Origin of the sequence: Gordonia sp. i37 (assembly GCF_002043085.1) — a bacterium.
Lineage (GTDB): Bacteria > Actinomycetota > Actinomycetes > Mycobacteriales > Mycobacteriaceae > Gordonia > Gordonia polyisoprenivorans.
In genome coordinates, this window is sequence record NZ_MVPX01000151.1 from 14,686 (window position 1) to 30,759 (window position 16,074).

The following is a 16,074-nucleotide window of genomic DNA, read 5'->3' on the forward strand; positions in this document are numbered from 1 at the left end:
ACACACTGTAGGGGTGAGCAGACCTTCCAACAGGGCACAGGCAGCCGCAGCCCAGCAGGCGGCCGCAGCTGTCGCGATGTCCGGTGCAGTCGACCTGTCCGCACTGAAGGAACGCGCGGAAGCCCAACGCGCGCAACCACAGCGTTCCGCAGCTCCCGGCGGACCGCCGGCATCCGGCCCGAGCTCGCCGGGTTCCGCCTCGCCGGGATCGGTGGTGGACGTGACCGAGGAGACCTTCGAGACCGACGTGCTCGCCCGGTCGACACGGCAACTCGTCGTCGTCGACCTGTGGGCCACCTGGTGTGAGCCCTGCAAGCAGCTCTCGCCGGTGCTCGAGCGGATGGCGGCCTCGGCCGGCGGGCAGTGGGTGCTCGCCAAGGTCGACGTCGACGCCAATCCCCGTATCGCCCAGGCCTTCCGCGTGCAGTCGATCCCGATGGTCGTGGCGATCGCCGCGGGCCAACCGGTCGCCGCGTTCAACGGGGTACGCAGCGAGCAGGAGATCACCGCGTGGATCGATGAGATCCTCTCCCAGGTCGGCGGTCACCTCACCGGGGTGCCCGACGCCGACGAGCCGGAGCCCGAGGCCTCAGATCCACGGATGGACGCCGCCGAGGAGTTGCTCGACTCCGGGGACTTCGACGGCGCACTCGGCGCGTACCGGGCCATCGTGGAGGCCGAGCCCGACAACGTCGAGGCCGCCTCGGCGGCACGCAACCTCGAGTTCGTGCTACGGGCCCAGGCCCACGATCCGGCCATCGTGGAGACCGCCGCGGCCGCAGATGTCGACGCGCAACTGGCGGCGGCCGACGTGCTTCTGCTCGCCCAGCAGCCCGAGGCGGCATTCGATCGGATCATCGAGGTGGTGCGCGCGACCGCCGGTGACGACCGCACCCGCGCCCGCACCCGGCTGCTCGAGCTCTTCGAGTTGTTCGATCCGGCCGAGCCGTTCGTCGTCGCCGCCCGGCGCAAGCTCGCGAGTGCCCTGTTCTGAGTCCGACCCGCGCTGAACCGATAGCGGTTCGACCAGAGCCGTGCCGGAGCGCGGGTCATGGAGTTCACGACACCTTGCGTCGGTAGACGACCATCGCGGCGGCGTAGGCGATCACCAGGATGCCAACGCACCATCCCAGGGCGATCCAGAGGTCGCCGCCGACCGGCTGCCCGGCGAACAGTGCGCGAATGCTGTTCACGATCGAGGTCACCGGCTGATGCTCGGCGAAGGCCCGCACCGGTCCGGGCATCGACTCGGTCGGCACGAACGCGGAGCTTATGAACGGCAGGAAGATCAGCGGGTAGGAGAATGCACTCGCGCCGTCGACGCTCTTCGCGGTGAGCCCGGGGATGACCGCGACCCAGGTCAGCGCGAGGGTGACGACGACGAGGATGCCGGCCACCGCGAGCCACCCGAGGACGCCGGCACTCGACCGGAACCCCATTGCCACCGCGACCAGCACCACGATGGCCACGGCCACCATGTTGGCCAGCAACGAGGTCAGCACATGCGCCCACAGGGTCGCCGAGCGTGCAATCGGCATGGATTGGAAGCGCTCGACCATCCCACCGGCCATGTCCGAGTACAGCCGAAACGCGGTGTAGGAGATCCCCGACACCACCGTGATCAGCAGGATGCCCGGCAACAGGTAGTCGATGTAGGGGCCCGAACCGGTCTGGATCGCACCGCCGAGGACGTAGACGAACAGCAGCAGGAAGGCGATCGGCATGACCGCGGTGGTGATGATCGTGTCCGGGCTGCGCGTCACATGCCGCAGGGTGCGGCCGAGTAGGGCAGTGGTGTCGGTGGCGAAATGTGTGGCCATCACGGCTCCTTGGTCGTACGGGTGGTGTCCTCGCCGATCATCGCGAGGAAGACGTCTTCGAGCGAGGGCTGCTTGACGACGTACTCGACCTCGGCGGGCGGGAGGAGCGCGGTGAGCTGGGCGAGGGTGCCGTTCTGGATGATGCGCCCCTGATGGAGGATCGCGATTCGGTCGGCGAGGTGTTCGGCCTCCTCGAGGTACTGGGTGGTCAGCAGCACCGTGGTACCGCGTCGGGCGAGGTCGGTGATCGACTCCCAGACCTCCAGGCGCGCTTGCGGATCCAGTCCGGTGGTGGGTTCGTCGAGAAAGATGACCGGTGGTTCGCCGATCAGGCTCATGGCGATGTCGAGTCGTCGTCGCATCCCGCCGGAGAACGTGGCGACCCGACGGTCGGCGGCGTCGATCAACGAGAACCGGTCCAGCAGGTGCTCGGCCACGGCGTCGGCGTCGGGTAGATGGCGCAACCGGGCGACGAGGACGAGGTTCTCGCGGGCGGTGAGGATGTCGTCGACCGCCGCGAATTGTCCGGTCAGGCTGATGGATTCGCGTACCAGTTGTGGCTGCCGGGTGACATCGTGACCCAGGACCCGGATGGTGCCGGCGTCGGGCCGGGCAAGCGTGGTGAGGATCTTGACCGTGGTGGTCTTGCCCGACCCGTTGGAGCCGAGCAGGGCAAAGATGCTGCCGGGCGCCACCTCGAAGTCGACCCCGCGCAGGACCTCGAGTTCCTTGAACGACTTACGCAGTCCGGCAACGGAGATGGCGGGCTCGGCGGTCATTTCTCACGCTCCGGGGTGTCTGTGTCGGGGTTGCTCGCCTCGGCGGCGATCGCCTGATCGAGCGCCGTGGTCAATCGCTTGCGTTCCTCGCTGATCCACGACGCCTCCGGGTAATTGCGCAGGAATCCCTCGGCGAACTCGATCGGGTCGTCGCCGACGAGGTCGGCGACCGGGGTCCGGTCGGCGGCGGCCTGCTCGAAGAGGTCGGCGAGGTCGGTGAGCAACGACATCAGGGCATCGGTCTCCGAGGAGGCGAAGTAGTAGATGTAGTGCTCGACGGCCTCGAGGACGGTGCGCAGATGGTCCGGTAATGCGTCCCTCCGCGCTTTGTATCCGCGCCAACGTTTCTTGTCGCCGATGATCTTGGTGAGCATCACGATTGTTCCTTTCGGTGGTGAAGTGTGTCGAGCCGGTCGGTGAGGAAATCCCAGGTGCGCCAGAACTCGTCGAGGTACTCGTGACCGGACACGTTGAGGGAGTACACCTTTCGGGGCGGACCCTTCTCCGACGGCACCTTCTCCACGTCGACCAGTCCGCGCTTCTCGATGCGCAACAGCAACGCGTAGACGGTTCCCTCGGCGATGTCGGTGAAACCCTGTTCCCGCAGTGCCGCGGTGATCTCGTACCCGTAGGCCGCGCGCAGACTCAGGATCGCCAGGACGATGCCCTCCAGCGTGCCCTTGAGCATCTCGGTCATTTGTTTGCCCAACGCGTCCTCCGATACTCGGGTGTGAAGTACTACTCAGTGTTGCTGACTACTAGTACATAGTAACGCTGAATAGTGAAAGCGCAAGGCGTCCAGCAGGCCACACAGACGACGGCGCCGGGTCGAGGATCTCGACCCGGCGCCGTCGGGGGTTTCAACCGACGTGGGCGATCACGGGGGCGTTGGAGCGGAATGGGTCGGGGAATCGACCGGCACCGGGGCCAGCCAGATCGCCGAGTTCGCCGGGAGCATCACCGTCGCCGAGACCGGACGGGCATGCCACGGTTGGTCGTCGGTGACGACGCTGCCGAGATTTCCCTGACCGGAACCCGAATACGCCGACGAATCGGTGTTGAGGACCTCGGCCCAGGTGCCCGCCACCGGAAGCCCGACGCGGTAGTTGCTGCGATCGGAGCCGGAGAAGTTGAACAGACATGCGAGAACCGAACCGTCCGCTCCGTATCGAAGGAAGCTGATGACGTTGTTGGCGGTGTCGTTGGCGTCGATCCACTCGTAACCCGCCGGGTCGGTGTCCGCGCTGAACAAGGCCGGGGTCTGTCGGTAGACCCGGTTGAGATCGGTCACGAGAGCCGAGATGCCCGAATGCAATTCGCCTTCCCAGCCCGACATCTGTGACCAATCCAGGCTGCGGTCCTCGGCCCACTCGCCGGTCTGACCGAATTCCTGTCCCATGAACAGCAATTGCTTGCCCGGATGCGCCCACTGATATGCCAGGAACACGCGGACCCCGGCGGCCTTGGTGAACGAGTCGCCGGGCATCCGGGTCCACAGTGTGCCCTTGCCGTGGACGACCTCGTCGTGGGAGAGCGGCAGGACGAAGTTCTCGCTCCACGCGTACATCATCGAGAAGGTGATCTCGTGGTGGTGGAAGCTGCGGTGAACCTGATCACGCCCGAGGTAGCCGAGCGTGTCGTGCATCCAGCCCATGTTCCACTTGAAGCTGAAGCCCAGCCCGCCCAGATCGGTCATGCGGGTCACGCCCGGCCATGCCGTCGATTCCTCGGCGATCGTGACCACGCCCGGGAAATGCTTGTGCACAGTGGCATTGGTCTCCTGTAGGAACTGCACCGCCTCGAGGTTCTCGCGCCCACCGTAGATGTTGGGACGCCAGCCGCCGGCCGGGCGCGAGTAGTCGAGGTAGAGCATCGAGGCGACCGCGTCGACGCGCAGGCCATCGATGTGGAATTCGTCGAACCAGAACAGCGCGTTCGCGACCAGGAAGTTGCGTACCTCGTGGCGGCCGAAGTCGAAGACGTATGTGCCCCAGTCGAGTTGCTCGCCGCGCATCGGGTCGGCGTGTTCGTACAGGGCGGTGCCGTCGAAACGCGCCAATGCCCATTCGTCCTTGGGGAAGTGGGCGGGCACCCAGTCGACGAGTACGCCGATCCCGAGCGAATGCAGGTGGTCGACGAGATACCGGAAGTCGTCGGGGTGGCCGAACCGGGCCGAGGGCGCGTAATAGCTGGTGACCTGATATCCCCACGAGCCGCCGAAGGGGTGCTCGGCGACCGGCAGGAATTCGACGTGGGTGAAGCCCTTTTCGACGAGGTAGTCGCCGAGTTGCTCGGCGATCTCCCGGTAGGACAACCCCATTCGCCACGACCCGAGGTGCACCTCATAGATGCTCATCGGTTCGGTGGCCGGTGCGGAGGCGGCGCGGGTGGCGATCCACGCGTCGTCGGACCACTCGTGCGCCGAGGTGGTCACCACCGACGCGGTCGCCGGGGGCACGTTGGTGCCCAACGCCATCGGGTCGGCCTTCTCCCGGATCACCCCGTCGGCGCCGTGCACCTTGAACTTGTACTGGGTGCCCGCGCCGATGTCGGGCAGGAAGACCTCCCAGATGCCGCTGGAGGCCAGCGATCTCATCGGCGCGGTGCGCCCGGTCCAGTCGAAATCGCCGATCACCGCCACGCCGTGGGCGTTCGGAGCCCACACCGAGAACGCGGTCCCCGACACCTCGCCGTCGGGAGTGGTGTAGCTGACCGGCCGCGCCCCGAGGATTTCCCACAATCGCTCGTGGCGGCCCTCGCCGAACAGGTAGCGGTCGGTCTCGCCGACGCTCGGCAGGAAGCGATAACCGTCGGCGACGACGTAGGACTCGTGGCCGCCCGCGCCGTCGGGATACTCCACGCGGTAGCGGTAGTCGATGAGACCCTCGATCGGGACCGCGACGACGAACAGATCGTCGGTCTGGGCGGTCATCGGATAGTCGACGCCGCCGATGACCGCGGTGACCGACGTCGCGGTGGGACGCAGCGTCCGCAGCACGGTGAAACCGGTCCCGGTGTCGTGCGCGCCGAGGAAGGCATGCGGGTCGGGATGGGTCAGGGCATCGATCCGTCGCAGATCGTGGCCGGAGGCGTTCGGGTCGGGCTCGCCGCACGCCGGCGAGGCCGTGGGCCGGGGATCGTCGGGGGTGGGGAATTGCGGGGGATTGGTCACGTCGTCGTCCTCTCCTCGTTCCTCACCGGATGCGGTAGGAAAGCTGTTGCGCGAGCGCCGGATCGAGGGGCGGCAGGGCCAGGATATGGGCCACCGCGCGCCACGGTTCGAGTTGGATGTAGTTCGCCTGACCCCAGGTGTACTCCTCTCCGGTGACCTCGTCGCGGACCCCGAAGTGGTCCTGCCAGTCGAAACCGAGGGCGGGCATGTCGAGCCACAGGGTCGCGGTCTCGGTGCCGAATGGATTGAGGTTGATGACGACCAGTACCCGGTCCCCGGAGGCGGGGTCGATCTTGGAGTAGGCGATCAGCGCCGGGTTCTCGATGTGGTGAAAGGTGATGTTGCGCAACTGCTGCAGAGCCGGATGACGACGCCGGATCGCGTTGAGCGAGGTGATCCACGGTTCCAGGGATTCCCCTCGGGACGCGGCCGCCTTGTAATCGCGTGGGCGCAGTTGGTACTTCTCCGAATCGAGGTACTCCTCGCTGCCCTCCCGGGCCGGCAGGTGTTCGTAGAGTTCGTATCCCGAATACACACCCCAGGTCGGGGAGAGGGTCGCCGCCAGCGCCGCCCGCAATGCGAACATGCCCGGGCCACCATGCTGCAGGCTCTCGTGGAGGATGTCCGGGGTGTTGACGAAGAGATTCGGCCGGGCCTCGTCGGCGTGTGCGGCGAGTTCGTTGCCGAACTCCTCGAGCTCCCAGCGCGCGGTCTTCCACGTGAAATACGTGTAGGACTGCGTGAACCCGAGGCGCGCCAGTCCGTAGAGTCGTGCGGGGCGGGTGAATGCCTCGGCCAGGAACAACACGTCGGGATGGCGTTTCTTGATCTCGGTGATCAGCCATTCCCAGAAGTTCGGCGGCTTGGTGTGCGGATTGTCGACGCGAAAGATGTTGACGCCCAAATTGATCCAGTGCAGCACCACGCGTAGCACACCTGCATAGATGCCGGCGCGGTCGTTGTCGAAATTGAGCGGATAGATGTCCTGGTACTTCTTGGGTGGGTTCTCCGCGTAGGCGATGGTGCCGTCCGGCAGGATCGTGAACCAGTCGGGATGCTCGGTGGCCCACGGGTGGTCCGGGGCGCATTGCAATGCGAGGTCGAGTGCGATCTCCATGCCGAGTTCGCGCGCCCGTCCGACGAAGTAGGTGAAATCCTCCTCGCTGCCCAGGCGCGGGTGGATGGCGTCGTGGCCACCGTCGCGGGACCCGATCGCCCAGGGCGAGCCGACGTCCTCGGCTCCGGCGATCAGGGTGTTGTTGGGGCCCTTGCGGTTGACCTCGCCGATCGGATGGATCGGCGGCAGGTAGACGACGTCGAATCCCATGTCGGCGATGCGGGGCAGATCCTGCGCCGCGGTGAGGAAGGTGCCGTGCACCGGGCGCCCCTCGTTGTCCCATCCGCCGGTCGAGCGCGGAAACATCTCGTACCACGAGCCGAACAGCGCGCGTCGGCGATCCACCCAGACGCGGTGGTTGCGGCTCTTGGTGACCATCTCGCGGACCGGGTGTTGGTGCAGCAGTGAGGTGACGGCGTCGGCGATGGCGGGGGCGACCCGCGTCGACAGGGACATGTCCTCGGCGCGCAGCAGGCGGATCGCGTCGGAGAGGACCCCGCGTTCGGTGGGGGCGATCTGGTCGCGGGCCCGGGAGAGCACGCGCGCGCCGATCTCGAGGTCGTTGGCCAGGTCCGCAGCGGACTGACCGGCCTCGATCTTCTTGACGATCGCCGACCGCCAGGTCGTGTACGGGTCGCTCCAGGCCTCGACGCGGAACGTCCAGTAGCCCTCGGTGTCGGGGACGAAGACGGCGTTGAACTGGTCGGGCTCGATCGACGGCGTCATGGTGATCTCGTAGACGCGTCGGCGCGGGGCCTCGATCCGCACAGTGACCCCGAGTGCGTCGTGGCCCTCGCGCCACGCGGTCGCACTGATCGGGATCGTTTCTCCGACAACGGCTTTGGCTGGATACTGGCCCGCCGAAACCAAGGGTTGGATGTCGTCGATGCCCATCCGGCCGATCACAGACGGTCTCCCTTCTCACCCCGACCGCGTGTCGGTGCGAGGATGCGTCGTTGCTCACCGCGGCCTCTGCGCCGGGGCGTGGTACCCATTCTTGTCGCTCGGAGCGCTCCGCGCGCCAGGATCAGCGTACGGGCACCCCTGTCAGCCTGCTCAGTGCCGACCGGACCACGGTGGGGTCGGTGGTCCGCCAGAAGGGTGGTAGCGACGCCGCGAGGTAGCCGCCGTATCCGGCGGTCGCCAGACGCGAATCGAGCACCGCGACCACACCACGGTCGTCGACCGAACGCAGCAGCCGACCGGCGCCCTGCGCGAGCAGCAGCGCGGCATGGTTGGCGGCGACCGACAGAAAACCGTTGCCGCCGCGGGCGTCGACGGCGCGCTGACGGGCGGTGAGCAGCGGATCGTCCGGCCGGGGGAACGGAATCCTGTCGATGAGCACCAGACTCAACGACGGCCCGGGCACATCGACGCCCTGCCACAGCGACAACGTGCCGAACAGGCAGGTCTCCGGGTCCTCGGCGAATTGCTTGACCAACGTCGAGGTGGTGTCGTCACCCTGGCACAGGATCGGCACCGACACGCGGTCGGCCAATGCATCGGCGGCCGCGCGCGCCGCCCGCATCGACGAGAACAAACCGAGGGTGCGTCCGTTGGCGGCACCGATCAGCGACTCGATCTCGTCGAGGGTCGCCGGGGCCAGTCCGTCGCGCCCGGGCCGTGGGAGGTGGCGGGCGACATAAAGGATCGCCGAGCGCGGATAGTCGAACGGTGAGCCGGCGTCGAGACCGGTCCAGCGGACCGTACCCTCGTCCGACGGGGCGGCCTTGCCCGTCGCGGTCGCCGTCCGCGCGGCCACCGCGGATCGCCCAGACCTGTCTCGCCCAGACCCGTCCCGTGCTGACCCGTCCCGTGCTGACCCGTCCGGTCCCGGGTCATCGACCTCGTCGGCGGCCGGGGTGTCTGCACCGCGCCCCGAAGCCGGCAACCCCCAGGTGGCGGCCAGCGCGTCGAACGAACCGCCGATGGTCAGCGTCGCCGAGGTCAGGATCACCGTGGAGGTGGAGAACAGGGTGCTGCGCAGCAACCCGCCGACCGACAGCGGTGCGATGTGTAGCACCGGGCGGGTGCTCGCCGATGGCCCGCGGCCCACCCGCTCGTGGCCCACCCAGACCACGTCACGACGCTTGGCCACCTCCGGCTCGGAGAACGCCCCGAGCAGCCGCACGATCGTGTCGTGGAGATCCTCGAGTCCGGTGAGCGCGGCCGAGCGGGCCGCGGCGGCACCCTCGTCGCCGCTCGCCCCGAGGCCGCGGACCGGCCCGATGGCACCACGCGTGGCCCACAGGCGGTCGCGCAGCACCGTCAGCGTGGCGCCGGCCGCAGGCGGCATGGCCGTCCACTCGCCGGGCGGACATTCCTCGAGGAGCTCACCGAGGTGCTCACCGGCACCGATGAGCGCATCGACGGTTTCTTCGTCGACGAGTTTGCCGACCCGCTTGGACAGGTTGGCCACCGCTGCCGCCGAGACCTCCGCGGTGCTGACCGAGGTGATGCGGTCGACGAGTTCGTGCGCCTCGTCGATGATCACCACGTCGTGATCGGGCAGGACGTTGGCAGGGCTGAGCGCGTCGATGGCCAGCATCGCGTGATTGGTGACGACGACGTCGACCTGGGCGCTGGCTCGGCGTGCGCGTTCGGCGAAACAGTCCTCGGAGTAGGAGCAGTTGGTCGCTCCCAGACACTCCCGCGCCGACACGCTGACCTGTCGCCAGGAGCGGTCGGCGACTCCGGGGGACAGGTCATCGCGGTCACCGGTCTCGGTGTCGGAGGTCCACTCCCGCAGCCGGGTGACCTCGCGGCCGGTCCGGGACAGCTCGAAGGCATCGAAGAGCTCGGTATCGGGTTCCTCGACGGCGCCCGCGTGGATCTTGTGCAGGCACAGGTAATTCGAGCGGCCCTTGAGGATCGCGAAGGTCGGCTTGCGCCCGAGCGGGCCGGCCAGGGCATCGGCGAGCCGTGGCAGATCCCGCTCGACGAGTTGGCGCTGCAGGGCGATCGTCGCCGTCGACACCACCACCGTGTCGCCGGAGGCCACGGCATGCCGGATCGCGGGCACCAGGTAGGCCAGTGACTTACCGGTGCCGGTGCCCGCCTGGACGGCGAGATGCTCGCCGACGTCGATGGCGTGATCGACGGCGTTGGCCATGCGCAGCTGGCCGTCGCGACGACGGCCGGACAATGCGGTGACCGCCGCGTCGAGCAACTCGGTCACCGAGGGAAGATCGGTCATGGATGCGGCTCAGGACTCCTCGGATGCGCCACTGTACAGCAGATCGCCGTCGAGAGTTATTCCCGCCGAACGCATCTCGTCGAGCGCGGCCTTGGCTGTCGATGTGTCGACGGCGGCGGTGAAGTTGAGCAGCACGCGGGTACGCAGACCGGCGCGCGCGGCGTCGAGGGCAGTGGCACGCACGCAGTGGTCGGTGGCGATCCCGACGACGTCCACCGAGTTCACCCCGGCCACGCGCAGCCACCGTTCGAGGGATACCCCGTCGTCGTCGGCGCCCTCGAATCCCGAATAGGCGGCGCTGTACTCGCCTTTGGAGAAGACATCGGCGACCGTCGAGGTGTCCAGCGCGGGCGAGAACGCCACACCATCGGTGCCGACCCGACAGTGCGGCGGCCACGAGTCGACGTAGTCGGGGTCGTCGGCGAAGTGCGCACCCGGATCGATGTGATAATCGCGTGTGGCCACCACGGTCCGGTAGTCGCCCAGGATGCTGTTGATCGCACCCGCCACGGCGTTACCCCCGCGGACGCCCAGCGCACCGCCCTCGCAGAAGTCGTTCTGGACGTCGACGATGACCAGGGCGTCGGCCGGGCCGGACCATTCGCCGGACTGCGGGCTGCTCATGATTCTCCTCGGGGCGGTGGACAGGCGGCTGGTGACGGGCGACGGGAAGGCGGTGGCCCGGAATGCTCAACCCAGAACGTAGCGCGTCGGCACCGCCGGATCACCGTGCGACAGGCCGAGTCCCTCCCACGGCAGGCTCACGAGGCCGCGGCCGAGGTGGTCGCGCGCGTCGGACAGGTTTGGCAGATCGTCGACGGGCTCGCCGGAACGGACGAGCGGGATCTGCAGGTCGCGGGTGACGAGCCCGTGGGTGTCCGGCAGCGGATCGCCCGTGCGGTGGATGATCTCCTCGACGATGGTGCCGCTGGGTCGGGCCGCGCGGACGGCGGTCTTGGCACCACCCCGCGATTCCTTGTGGCTGGCGCGTTTGGCGACGGGGGTGCCGTCGACCTCGACGAGCTTGTAGACCATGCCGGCGGTGGGTGCACCGCTGCCGGTGACCAAGGAGGTGCCCACCCCGTAGGTGTCGACGGGTTCGGCGCGCAGCGAGGCGATGGCGTACTCGTCGAGATCGCCGGACACGACGATCTTGGTGCCGGTGGCGCCGAGGGAGTCGAGCTGATCGCGGACCTGTCGGGCGAGCACGCCGAGGTCGCCGGAGTCGATGCGCACCGCCCCGAGTTCGGGTCCGGCGACCTCGATGGCGTTGCGGACCCCGGCGGTGATGTCGTAGGTGTCGACGAGCAGCGTGGTGCCGACACCGAGCGCCTCGATCTGCGCGGCGAAGGCCGCCTTCTCGTCGGGGCCGTCGGGCCCGGCGAAGCCGAGGGTGAACGCGTGCGCGGCGGTGCCGGCACTCGGCACCCCGTAGGTGCGGGCCGCCTCCAGGTTGGAGGTGGCCGCGACGCCCGCGATGTAGGCCGCCCGCGACGAGGAGACCGCTGCCCGCTCGTGGGTGCGGCGCGACCCCATCTCGATGATCGGCCGGTTGCCGGCAGCGCTGACCATCCGCGCCGCCGCCGACGCGATCGCACTGTCGTGGTTGAGGATCGACAGGATCAGGGTCTCGAGCAGTACCCCCTCGGCGAAACTCGCGCGCACGGTCAGGATCGGGGATCCGGGAAAGTACAGCTCACCCTCGCGGTAGCCGTCGATGTCACCGGAGAACCGGTAGTCACGCAGCCAGGCGATCGTCTCGGCATCGCAGAAGCGTTCGAGGACCGCGATCTCCTCGTCGCCGAATCGGAAGCGTGCCAGCTCGTCGATGACCCGTCCGGTACCGGCGACCACGCCGTAGCGCCTGCCGTCGGGCAGGCGCCGCGCGAACACCTCGAAGACGCACCGGCGGTGCGCGATCGGGTGGCGCAGCGCTGCGCGGACCATGGTGACCTCGTAGTGATCGGTCAGCAGGGCGGTGTTGTCCACGTTGTTGATCCCTTACCCTTGGACGTATGGCGCCTGACGGAATGCGTGCGCATGAGGCTACTCCCGGTGGTGCGGCCGTCGCCGAACCCACCGTCGCCGAGGGCGCATCGGACCTCGACCGCCCGTGGATGACGGTCGTGTGGGACGACCCGGTCAACCTGATGCGGTATGTCACCTTCGTCTTCCAGAAGATCTTCGGCTACTCCGAGGCCCGGGCGAACGAGCTGATGATGCAGGTGCACACCGAGGGGCGCGCGGTGGTGTCCAGCGGCGGCCGCGACAAGGTGGAGTCCGACGTCCGAAAGCTGCATGCCGCGGGATTGTGGGCGACGATGCAGCGGGATTGCTGAGCGCGCGTGCGCACCTGGAAAAGGCAGGGTCGGGGTTCGCGGATGCGGATCTGCTCCAACCTCGAACGCCATGAGGTCGAGCTGCTCGCGTCGATGGTGACCTCGATGACCGACCTCCTCACCGAACGGGAATCGAGCGCGCCCACCGACGAACTCGCTGCGATGACCGGCATCCGCACGGGCCACTCGTCGCCGCCGACCGATCTCACCCTTGGCCGGTTGCTGCCCGATTTCCATCGTCCCGACCAGGAGCGTGACCTGGAAGCGGAGATGATCAATGGCGACCTCAACGCCGCGATGCGCAGCCTGAACGAGCCGAAGATCATCGACGCCAAACTCGGGGCCGCCCGGACCTTGCTGGATTCGTTGCCCGCCGGCGGTGGCGACATCGCCCTGACCGAGGCACAGGCTCTCGACTGGCTGACCGCGCTCAACGACGTCCGGCTGGCTCTCGGCGCGATGCTCGGTATCTCCGAGGACACCCCCGACCAGCTGCCCGAGGGTCATCCGCATGCCGCCCATCTCGACGTCTACCACTGGCTGACGGTGATGCAGGAACTGCTCGTCGAGGCCTTGATGTGACGGGGGAGTCGGACACGCGAATGTCGCAGGCGGGCAACCGCATCACCGATATCGACGGGATCACCGTCGGCCATCACCACCGCATCGATGCCGAGGTGACCGTCGGCGGTGGCGGCCCCGACGACCCGCCGGGGACCGGCTGGTGCAGCGGCACCACGGTGATCCGGATCGACGGGCCGCGCCCGTGCGCGGCCGTCGACGTACGCGGTGGTGGTCCGGGTACCCGCGAAACCGATCTGCTCGATCCGGCGAACACCGTCACCACCGCCCATGCCGTGGTCCTGACCGGTGGCAGCGCCTACGGGCTGGCCGCCGCGGACGGCGTGATGAGCGAACTCGAGCGCCACGGTGTGGGCCTGCCGATGGACGGGCACGGGCACGTGGTCCCGATCGTTCCCGCCGCGGTGATCTTCGACCTCCCGGTCGGGGCCTGGGAGAACCGTCCGGACGCGGGGTTCGGTACCGCGGCGGTGCGCTCGGCGGGTCGCGAGTTTGCGGTGGGCAGCGTCGGTGCCGGTGCGGGTGCGCGGGCCGGTGCCCTCAAGGGCGGTGTCGGCACGACGAGTAGACGGATCGAGGAGGGCCCGGCCGCCGGGATCCTGGTGGGCGCGCTCATCGTCGCCAACCCGGTCGGTGCGGTGATCGACCCGGATACCGGATTGCCTTGGGGGGTCGGCCAATCCGAGCTGGCTCGACTGGGTCTGCAGCAGCCGGCGCCGGCCGAGGTGGCCGCGCTGGCAGACGTCGTCGCCAAGCCGACCGTCCTCAACACCACGATCGGCGTCGTCGCGACCGACGCGGCGTTCGCCCCGGCGTCGTTGCGGCGGGTGGCGATGTCGGCGCACGACGGGCTCGCCCTGGCGATCCGTCCGGTGCACTCGCCGCTCGACGGCGACACCATCTTCGCCGTGGCCACCGGGGCGCACCCGGTGGCGCCGACCCCGGCGATCCCGCCCGGCATGAACCCCGACACCGCGGTGCTGGCGCAGGTGTGTGCGGTCGCCACCGAGGTCACCCGGGATGCGGTCATCGCGGCGATCGTCGCCGCCGAACCGGTTGCAGGCATCCCCGCCTACCGACGCGTGATGGCGTCAGCATTGCGCTGACGCCATCACGGTCTCCGGTGGCCCGCCGGTGAGAGCGGGGCGGTGGTTATTGGTGGTCCGAGGTGCAGACCCAGGTGTAGATCTCGCCGCCGCCTGCGGCGTAGAGCGCGTTCGACTGGGCACTGTAGAGGCTGGGGCCGCGGCCGTAGCCCCAATACGACGGTGACGAGGCGACCGCGCCGCAACCGTTGCCGAACTGGACCACGACCTTGCAGCCGTAGCCGCAGGAGTCGAGTGCCGCGTCGGCGGCCTCGGCGGAGGAGTCGTAGTCCCACGCTCGTCCGGCGTCTCCGGTCGAGGTGTTCAGCGCGATCGCGCCGTAGTAGTTGCCGTAGGCGTGGGCGGCGGGGGCGGTGTCGAGGGCGGCGGGAGCAACGAGCGCTGCACCCACCGCGCCCACGGCGACGGCCGAGGCAACCAGACGCTTGCGAATACTCATGAGCTGTCTCCTTGCGTGAGCGGGTGATCAGGCCGGCGCGCGCGAGGCGTCGGACGGGTTGGGGGTTCCGGAGGGGGACGGGGTGGCGATCGTCGCCGGTTTGGTGACCTCGACGGTGTTGTTCCAGTTCGACAGGTTCATCGTCATCGTGGAGTTGGTCGCCGGTATGAGGACCACTCGGGCGAGCTGGTTGTCGGGAGTGATCCAGACGTTCACCGGGACCTGGGCGTCCTGGTTCTTGGTGATGTTGGTCCCGGTCAGCGCGGCGAGTTGCTTGGCGGCGACGGTCCCGGTGACGCGGGTGGCCTTGACGCCGCCGATGACCTCGGTGCCGGAGGTCTTGGGGTCCTGCATGTTCCGCAGCAGATTCGCCAGGCCCTTCTCGGGGTTGAGAACGACCGAGACGTCGTAGACGGAGCGGCCGTCGCCGTAGTCGACGTAGCCCTTGTTGCCGATGTCGGCGTAGAGGTGCTGATCGACGTAGACGAACGGTGCGGCGCTGTCGGTGGTGCCCAGCATCACCGTCGCGGTGCCCTTGGCCGCGGTCTTGGGCTTGGTCACCAGATCGGCGTCGACCTTCTTGACGGTCACGTTGGGAACCTTGCCGTCGACGGTGAGGCCCAGATGGGCGCCGGTGAGGGCGGCGGTCTTGTCGGCGGCGGCGTTGATGAGGGCGGCCGGATCGTTCATCGACGACGAGGCGGTGGTGTTATTGCCACCCGAGCCGCTGTCGGAATCCGACGAGCAGCCGGTGAGTGTGATGGCAGCGGCGATACCCGTGGCGATGGCGGCCGTGGCAACACGGTGGGCACGGTGCATGTGGTGAGCTCCTGATTCTCTGAGGTTCCCCCGGGGGCCGATGTCGGTTGTCGAAGTCGGCACCGCAGATCGTGAACTGTGGCGAAACGCTACAGCGCCGGACGACGGTGTGAAAACAGCTGTAGTTCGCACGGATGACGGGTGTGTGGCGCGGGCGCGAGCCGCCCGGGCGCAGCTCTGACCTGCGAGAGCATGCGATCGGACAGGCGACCGGAATAGCGTCGCCGAGCCGGACGTTGCGTAGCCACGATGTGCGGAGTGCACCCGTGACGGTGAGAGCGAGGAGTGGCAGTGCTGCGGATCAGCCGCGAGCTGGTGGACCAGATGATCGCGCATGCACGTGCCGATCATCCTGACGAGGCGTGCGGGGTGATCGCCGGTCCCGAGGGCTCCGACGAGCCACAGCGGTTCATCCCGATGGTCAACGCCGAACGGTCACCGACCTTCTACCGATTCGACTCGCTCGAACAACTCAAGGTGTGGCGGGAGATGGACCGCCGGGACGAGGAGCCGGTGGTGATCTACCACTCGCACACCGCAACCGAGCCCTACCCCAGCCGTACCGACGTGTCGTACGCGAGTGAGCCGGGCGCCCACTACGTCCTGGTGTCCACCCGCGAGCCAGACACCGACGAGGTCCGCAGTTACCGGATCCTCGACGGGGTGGTCACCGAAGAAGAGATCGAGATCAGGAGCTGAGCAACC

At 68.2% G+C, this 16,074-nt stretch carries 16 protein-coding genes; 5 read left to right on the plus strand and 11 right to left on the minus strand.

Annotated features, from left to right (window positions below; genetic code table 11):
* The first annotated feature begins 76 nt into the window (after positions 1 to 76).
* Positions 77 to 994, plus strand: a complete 918-nt coding sequence (locus B1964_RS07345; protein ID WP_020171635.1) for a tetratricopeptide repeat protein — start codon at positions 77 to 79, stop codon at positions 992 to 994.
* Positions 995 to 1,058: 64 nt separating this feature from the next.
* On the opposite strand, the gene B1964_RS07350 is transcribed toward B1964_RS07345, so the two are convergent.
* From B1964_RS07350 to B1964_RS07390, 9 genes are all read right to left on the minus strand, one after another.
* Positions 1,059 to 1,820: an ABC transporter permease gene (locus B1964_RS07350; protein WP_079929364.1), complete on the minus strand. Its 762-nt coding sequence runs from the start codon at positions 1,818 to 1,820 to the stop codon at positions 1,059 to 1,061.
* Entirely contained in the window at positions 1,820 to 2,599 is a 780-nt protein-coding gene (locus B1964_RS07355; protein WP_079929365.1) for an ATP-binding cassette domain-containing protein, read from the minus strand. The genes B1964_RS07350 and B1964_RS07355 overlap by 1 nt, the downstream gene beginning before the upstream one ends.
* Positions 2,596 to 2,976, minus strand: a complete 381-nt coding sequence (locus tag B1964_RS07360) for a DUF1048 domain-containing protein (RefSeq protein WP_079929366.1) — start codon at positions 2,974 to 2,976, stop codon at positions 2,596 to 2,598. The genes B1964_RS07355 and B1964_RS07360 overlap by 4 nt, the downstream gene beginning before the upstream one ends.
* On the minus strand, positions 2,973 to 3,308 hold the full coding sequence (locus B1964_RS07365; RefSeq protein WP_079929367.1) for a PadR family transcriptional regulator: 336 nt from the start codon (positions 3,306 to 3,308) through the stop codon (positions 2,973 to 2,975). The genes B1964_RS07360 and B1964_RS07365 overlap by 4 nt, the downstream gene beginning before the upstream one ends.
* Before the next feature lie 168 nt (positions 3,309 to 3,476).
* On the minus strand, positions 3,477 to 5,771 hold the full coding sequence (glgB, locus tag B1964_RS07370; RefSeq protein WP_079929368.1) for a 1,4-alpha-glucan branching protein GlgB: 2,295 nt from the start codon (positions 5,769 to 5,771) through the stop codon (positions 3,477 to 3,479).
* A 22-nt stretch (positions 5,772 to 5,793) separates the two neighbouring features.
* Positions 5,794 to 7,794: a maltotransferase domain-containing protein gene (locus B1964_RS07375; protein ID WP_079929369.1), complete on the minus strand. Its 2,001-nt coding sequence runs from the start codon at positions 7,792 to 7,794 to the stop codon at positions 5,794 to 5,796.
* Positions 7,795 to 7,915: 121 nt separating this feature from the next.
* Complete coding sequence (locus B1964_RS07380) at positions 7,916 to 10,084, minus strand: ATP-dependent DNA helicase (protein WP_079929370.1); 2,169 nt, start codon at positions 10,082 to 10,084, stop codon at positions 7,916 to 7,918.
* Between the two features lie 9 nt (positions 10,085 to 10,093).
* Positions 10,094 to 10,708, minus strand: a complete 615-nt coding sequence (locus tag B1964_RS07385; protein WP_079929371.1) for an isochorismatase family protein — start codon at positions 10,706 to 10,708, stop codon at positions 10,094 to 10,096.
* Between the two features lie 66 nt (positions 10,709 to 10,774).
* Positions 10,775 to 12,031: a nicotinate phosphoribosyltransferase gene (locus B1964_RS07390; protein WP_210739326.1), complete on the minus strand. Its 1,257-nt coding sequence runs from the start codon at positions 12,029 to 12,031 to the stop codon at positions 10,775 to 10,777.
* A gap of 68 nt (positions 12,032 to 12,099) precedes the next feature.
* On the opposite strand from B1964_RS07390, the gene clpS reads away from it, so the two are divergent.
* Genes clpS through B1964_RS07405 form a run of 3 tightly spaced genes read left to right on the plus strand, consistent with a single transcriptional unit; the run spans position 12,100 to position 14,111 of the window.
* A complete protein-coding gene (gene clpS / locus B1964_RS07395) occupies positions 12,100 to 12,423 on the plus strand; it encodes an ATP-dependent Clp protease adapter ClpS (RefSeq protein ID WP_026920197.1) in 324 nt (107 codons plus the stop codon).
* Positions 12,424 to 12,429: 6 nt separating this feature from the next.
* Positions 12,430 to 13,005 (plus strand): DUF2017 domain-containing protein, encoded by a 576-nt coding sequence (locus B1964_RS07400; protein WP_014359660.1) that lies wholly within the window; start codon positions 12,430 to 12,432, stop codon positions 13,003 to 13,005.
* Between the two features lie 20 nt (positions 13,006 to 13,025).
* The gene (locus tag B1964_RS07405) at positions 13,026 to 14,111 is read left to right on the plus strand and encodes a P1 family peptidase (RefSeq protein ID WP_079929372.1); all 1,086 of its coding nucleotides are present in this window, start codon (positions 13,026 to 13,028) and stop codon (positions 14,109 to 14,111) included.
* Between the two features lie 46 nt (positions 14,112 to 14,157).
* On the opposite strand, the gene B1964_RS07410 is transcribed toward B1964_RS07405, so the two are convergent.
* Together B1964_RS07410 and B1964_RS07415 are read right to left on the minus strand one after the other, a co-directional pair.
* Positions 14,158 to 14,550 carry a DUF4189 domain-containing protein gene (locus B1964_RS07410; RefSeq protein WP_079929373.1) on the minus strand — a complete coding sequence of 131 codons (393 nt, stop codon included), beginning with the start codon at positions 14,548 to 14,550 and terminating at the stop codon, positions 14,158 to 14,160.
* A gap of 27 nt (positions 14,551 to 14,577) precedes the next feature.
* Complete coding sequence (locus tag B1964_RS07415) at positions 14,578 to 15,369, minus strand: LppX_LprAFG lipoprotein (protein WP_079929374.1); 792 nt, start codon at positions 15,367 to 15,369, stop codon at positions 14,578 to 14,580.
* Positions 15,370 to 15,660: 291 nt separating this feature from the next.
* Here B1964_RS07415 and B1964_RS07420 point away from each other — a divergent pair, with 291 nt between their 5' ends.
* On the plus strand, positions 15,661 to 16,068 hold the full coding sequence (locus B1964_RS07420; protein WP_006371569.1) for a M67 family metallopeptidase: 408 nt from the start codon (positions 15,661 to 15,663) through the stop codon (positions 16,066 to 16,068).
* Positions 16,069 to 16,074 lie beyond the last annotated feature (6 nt).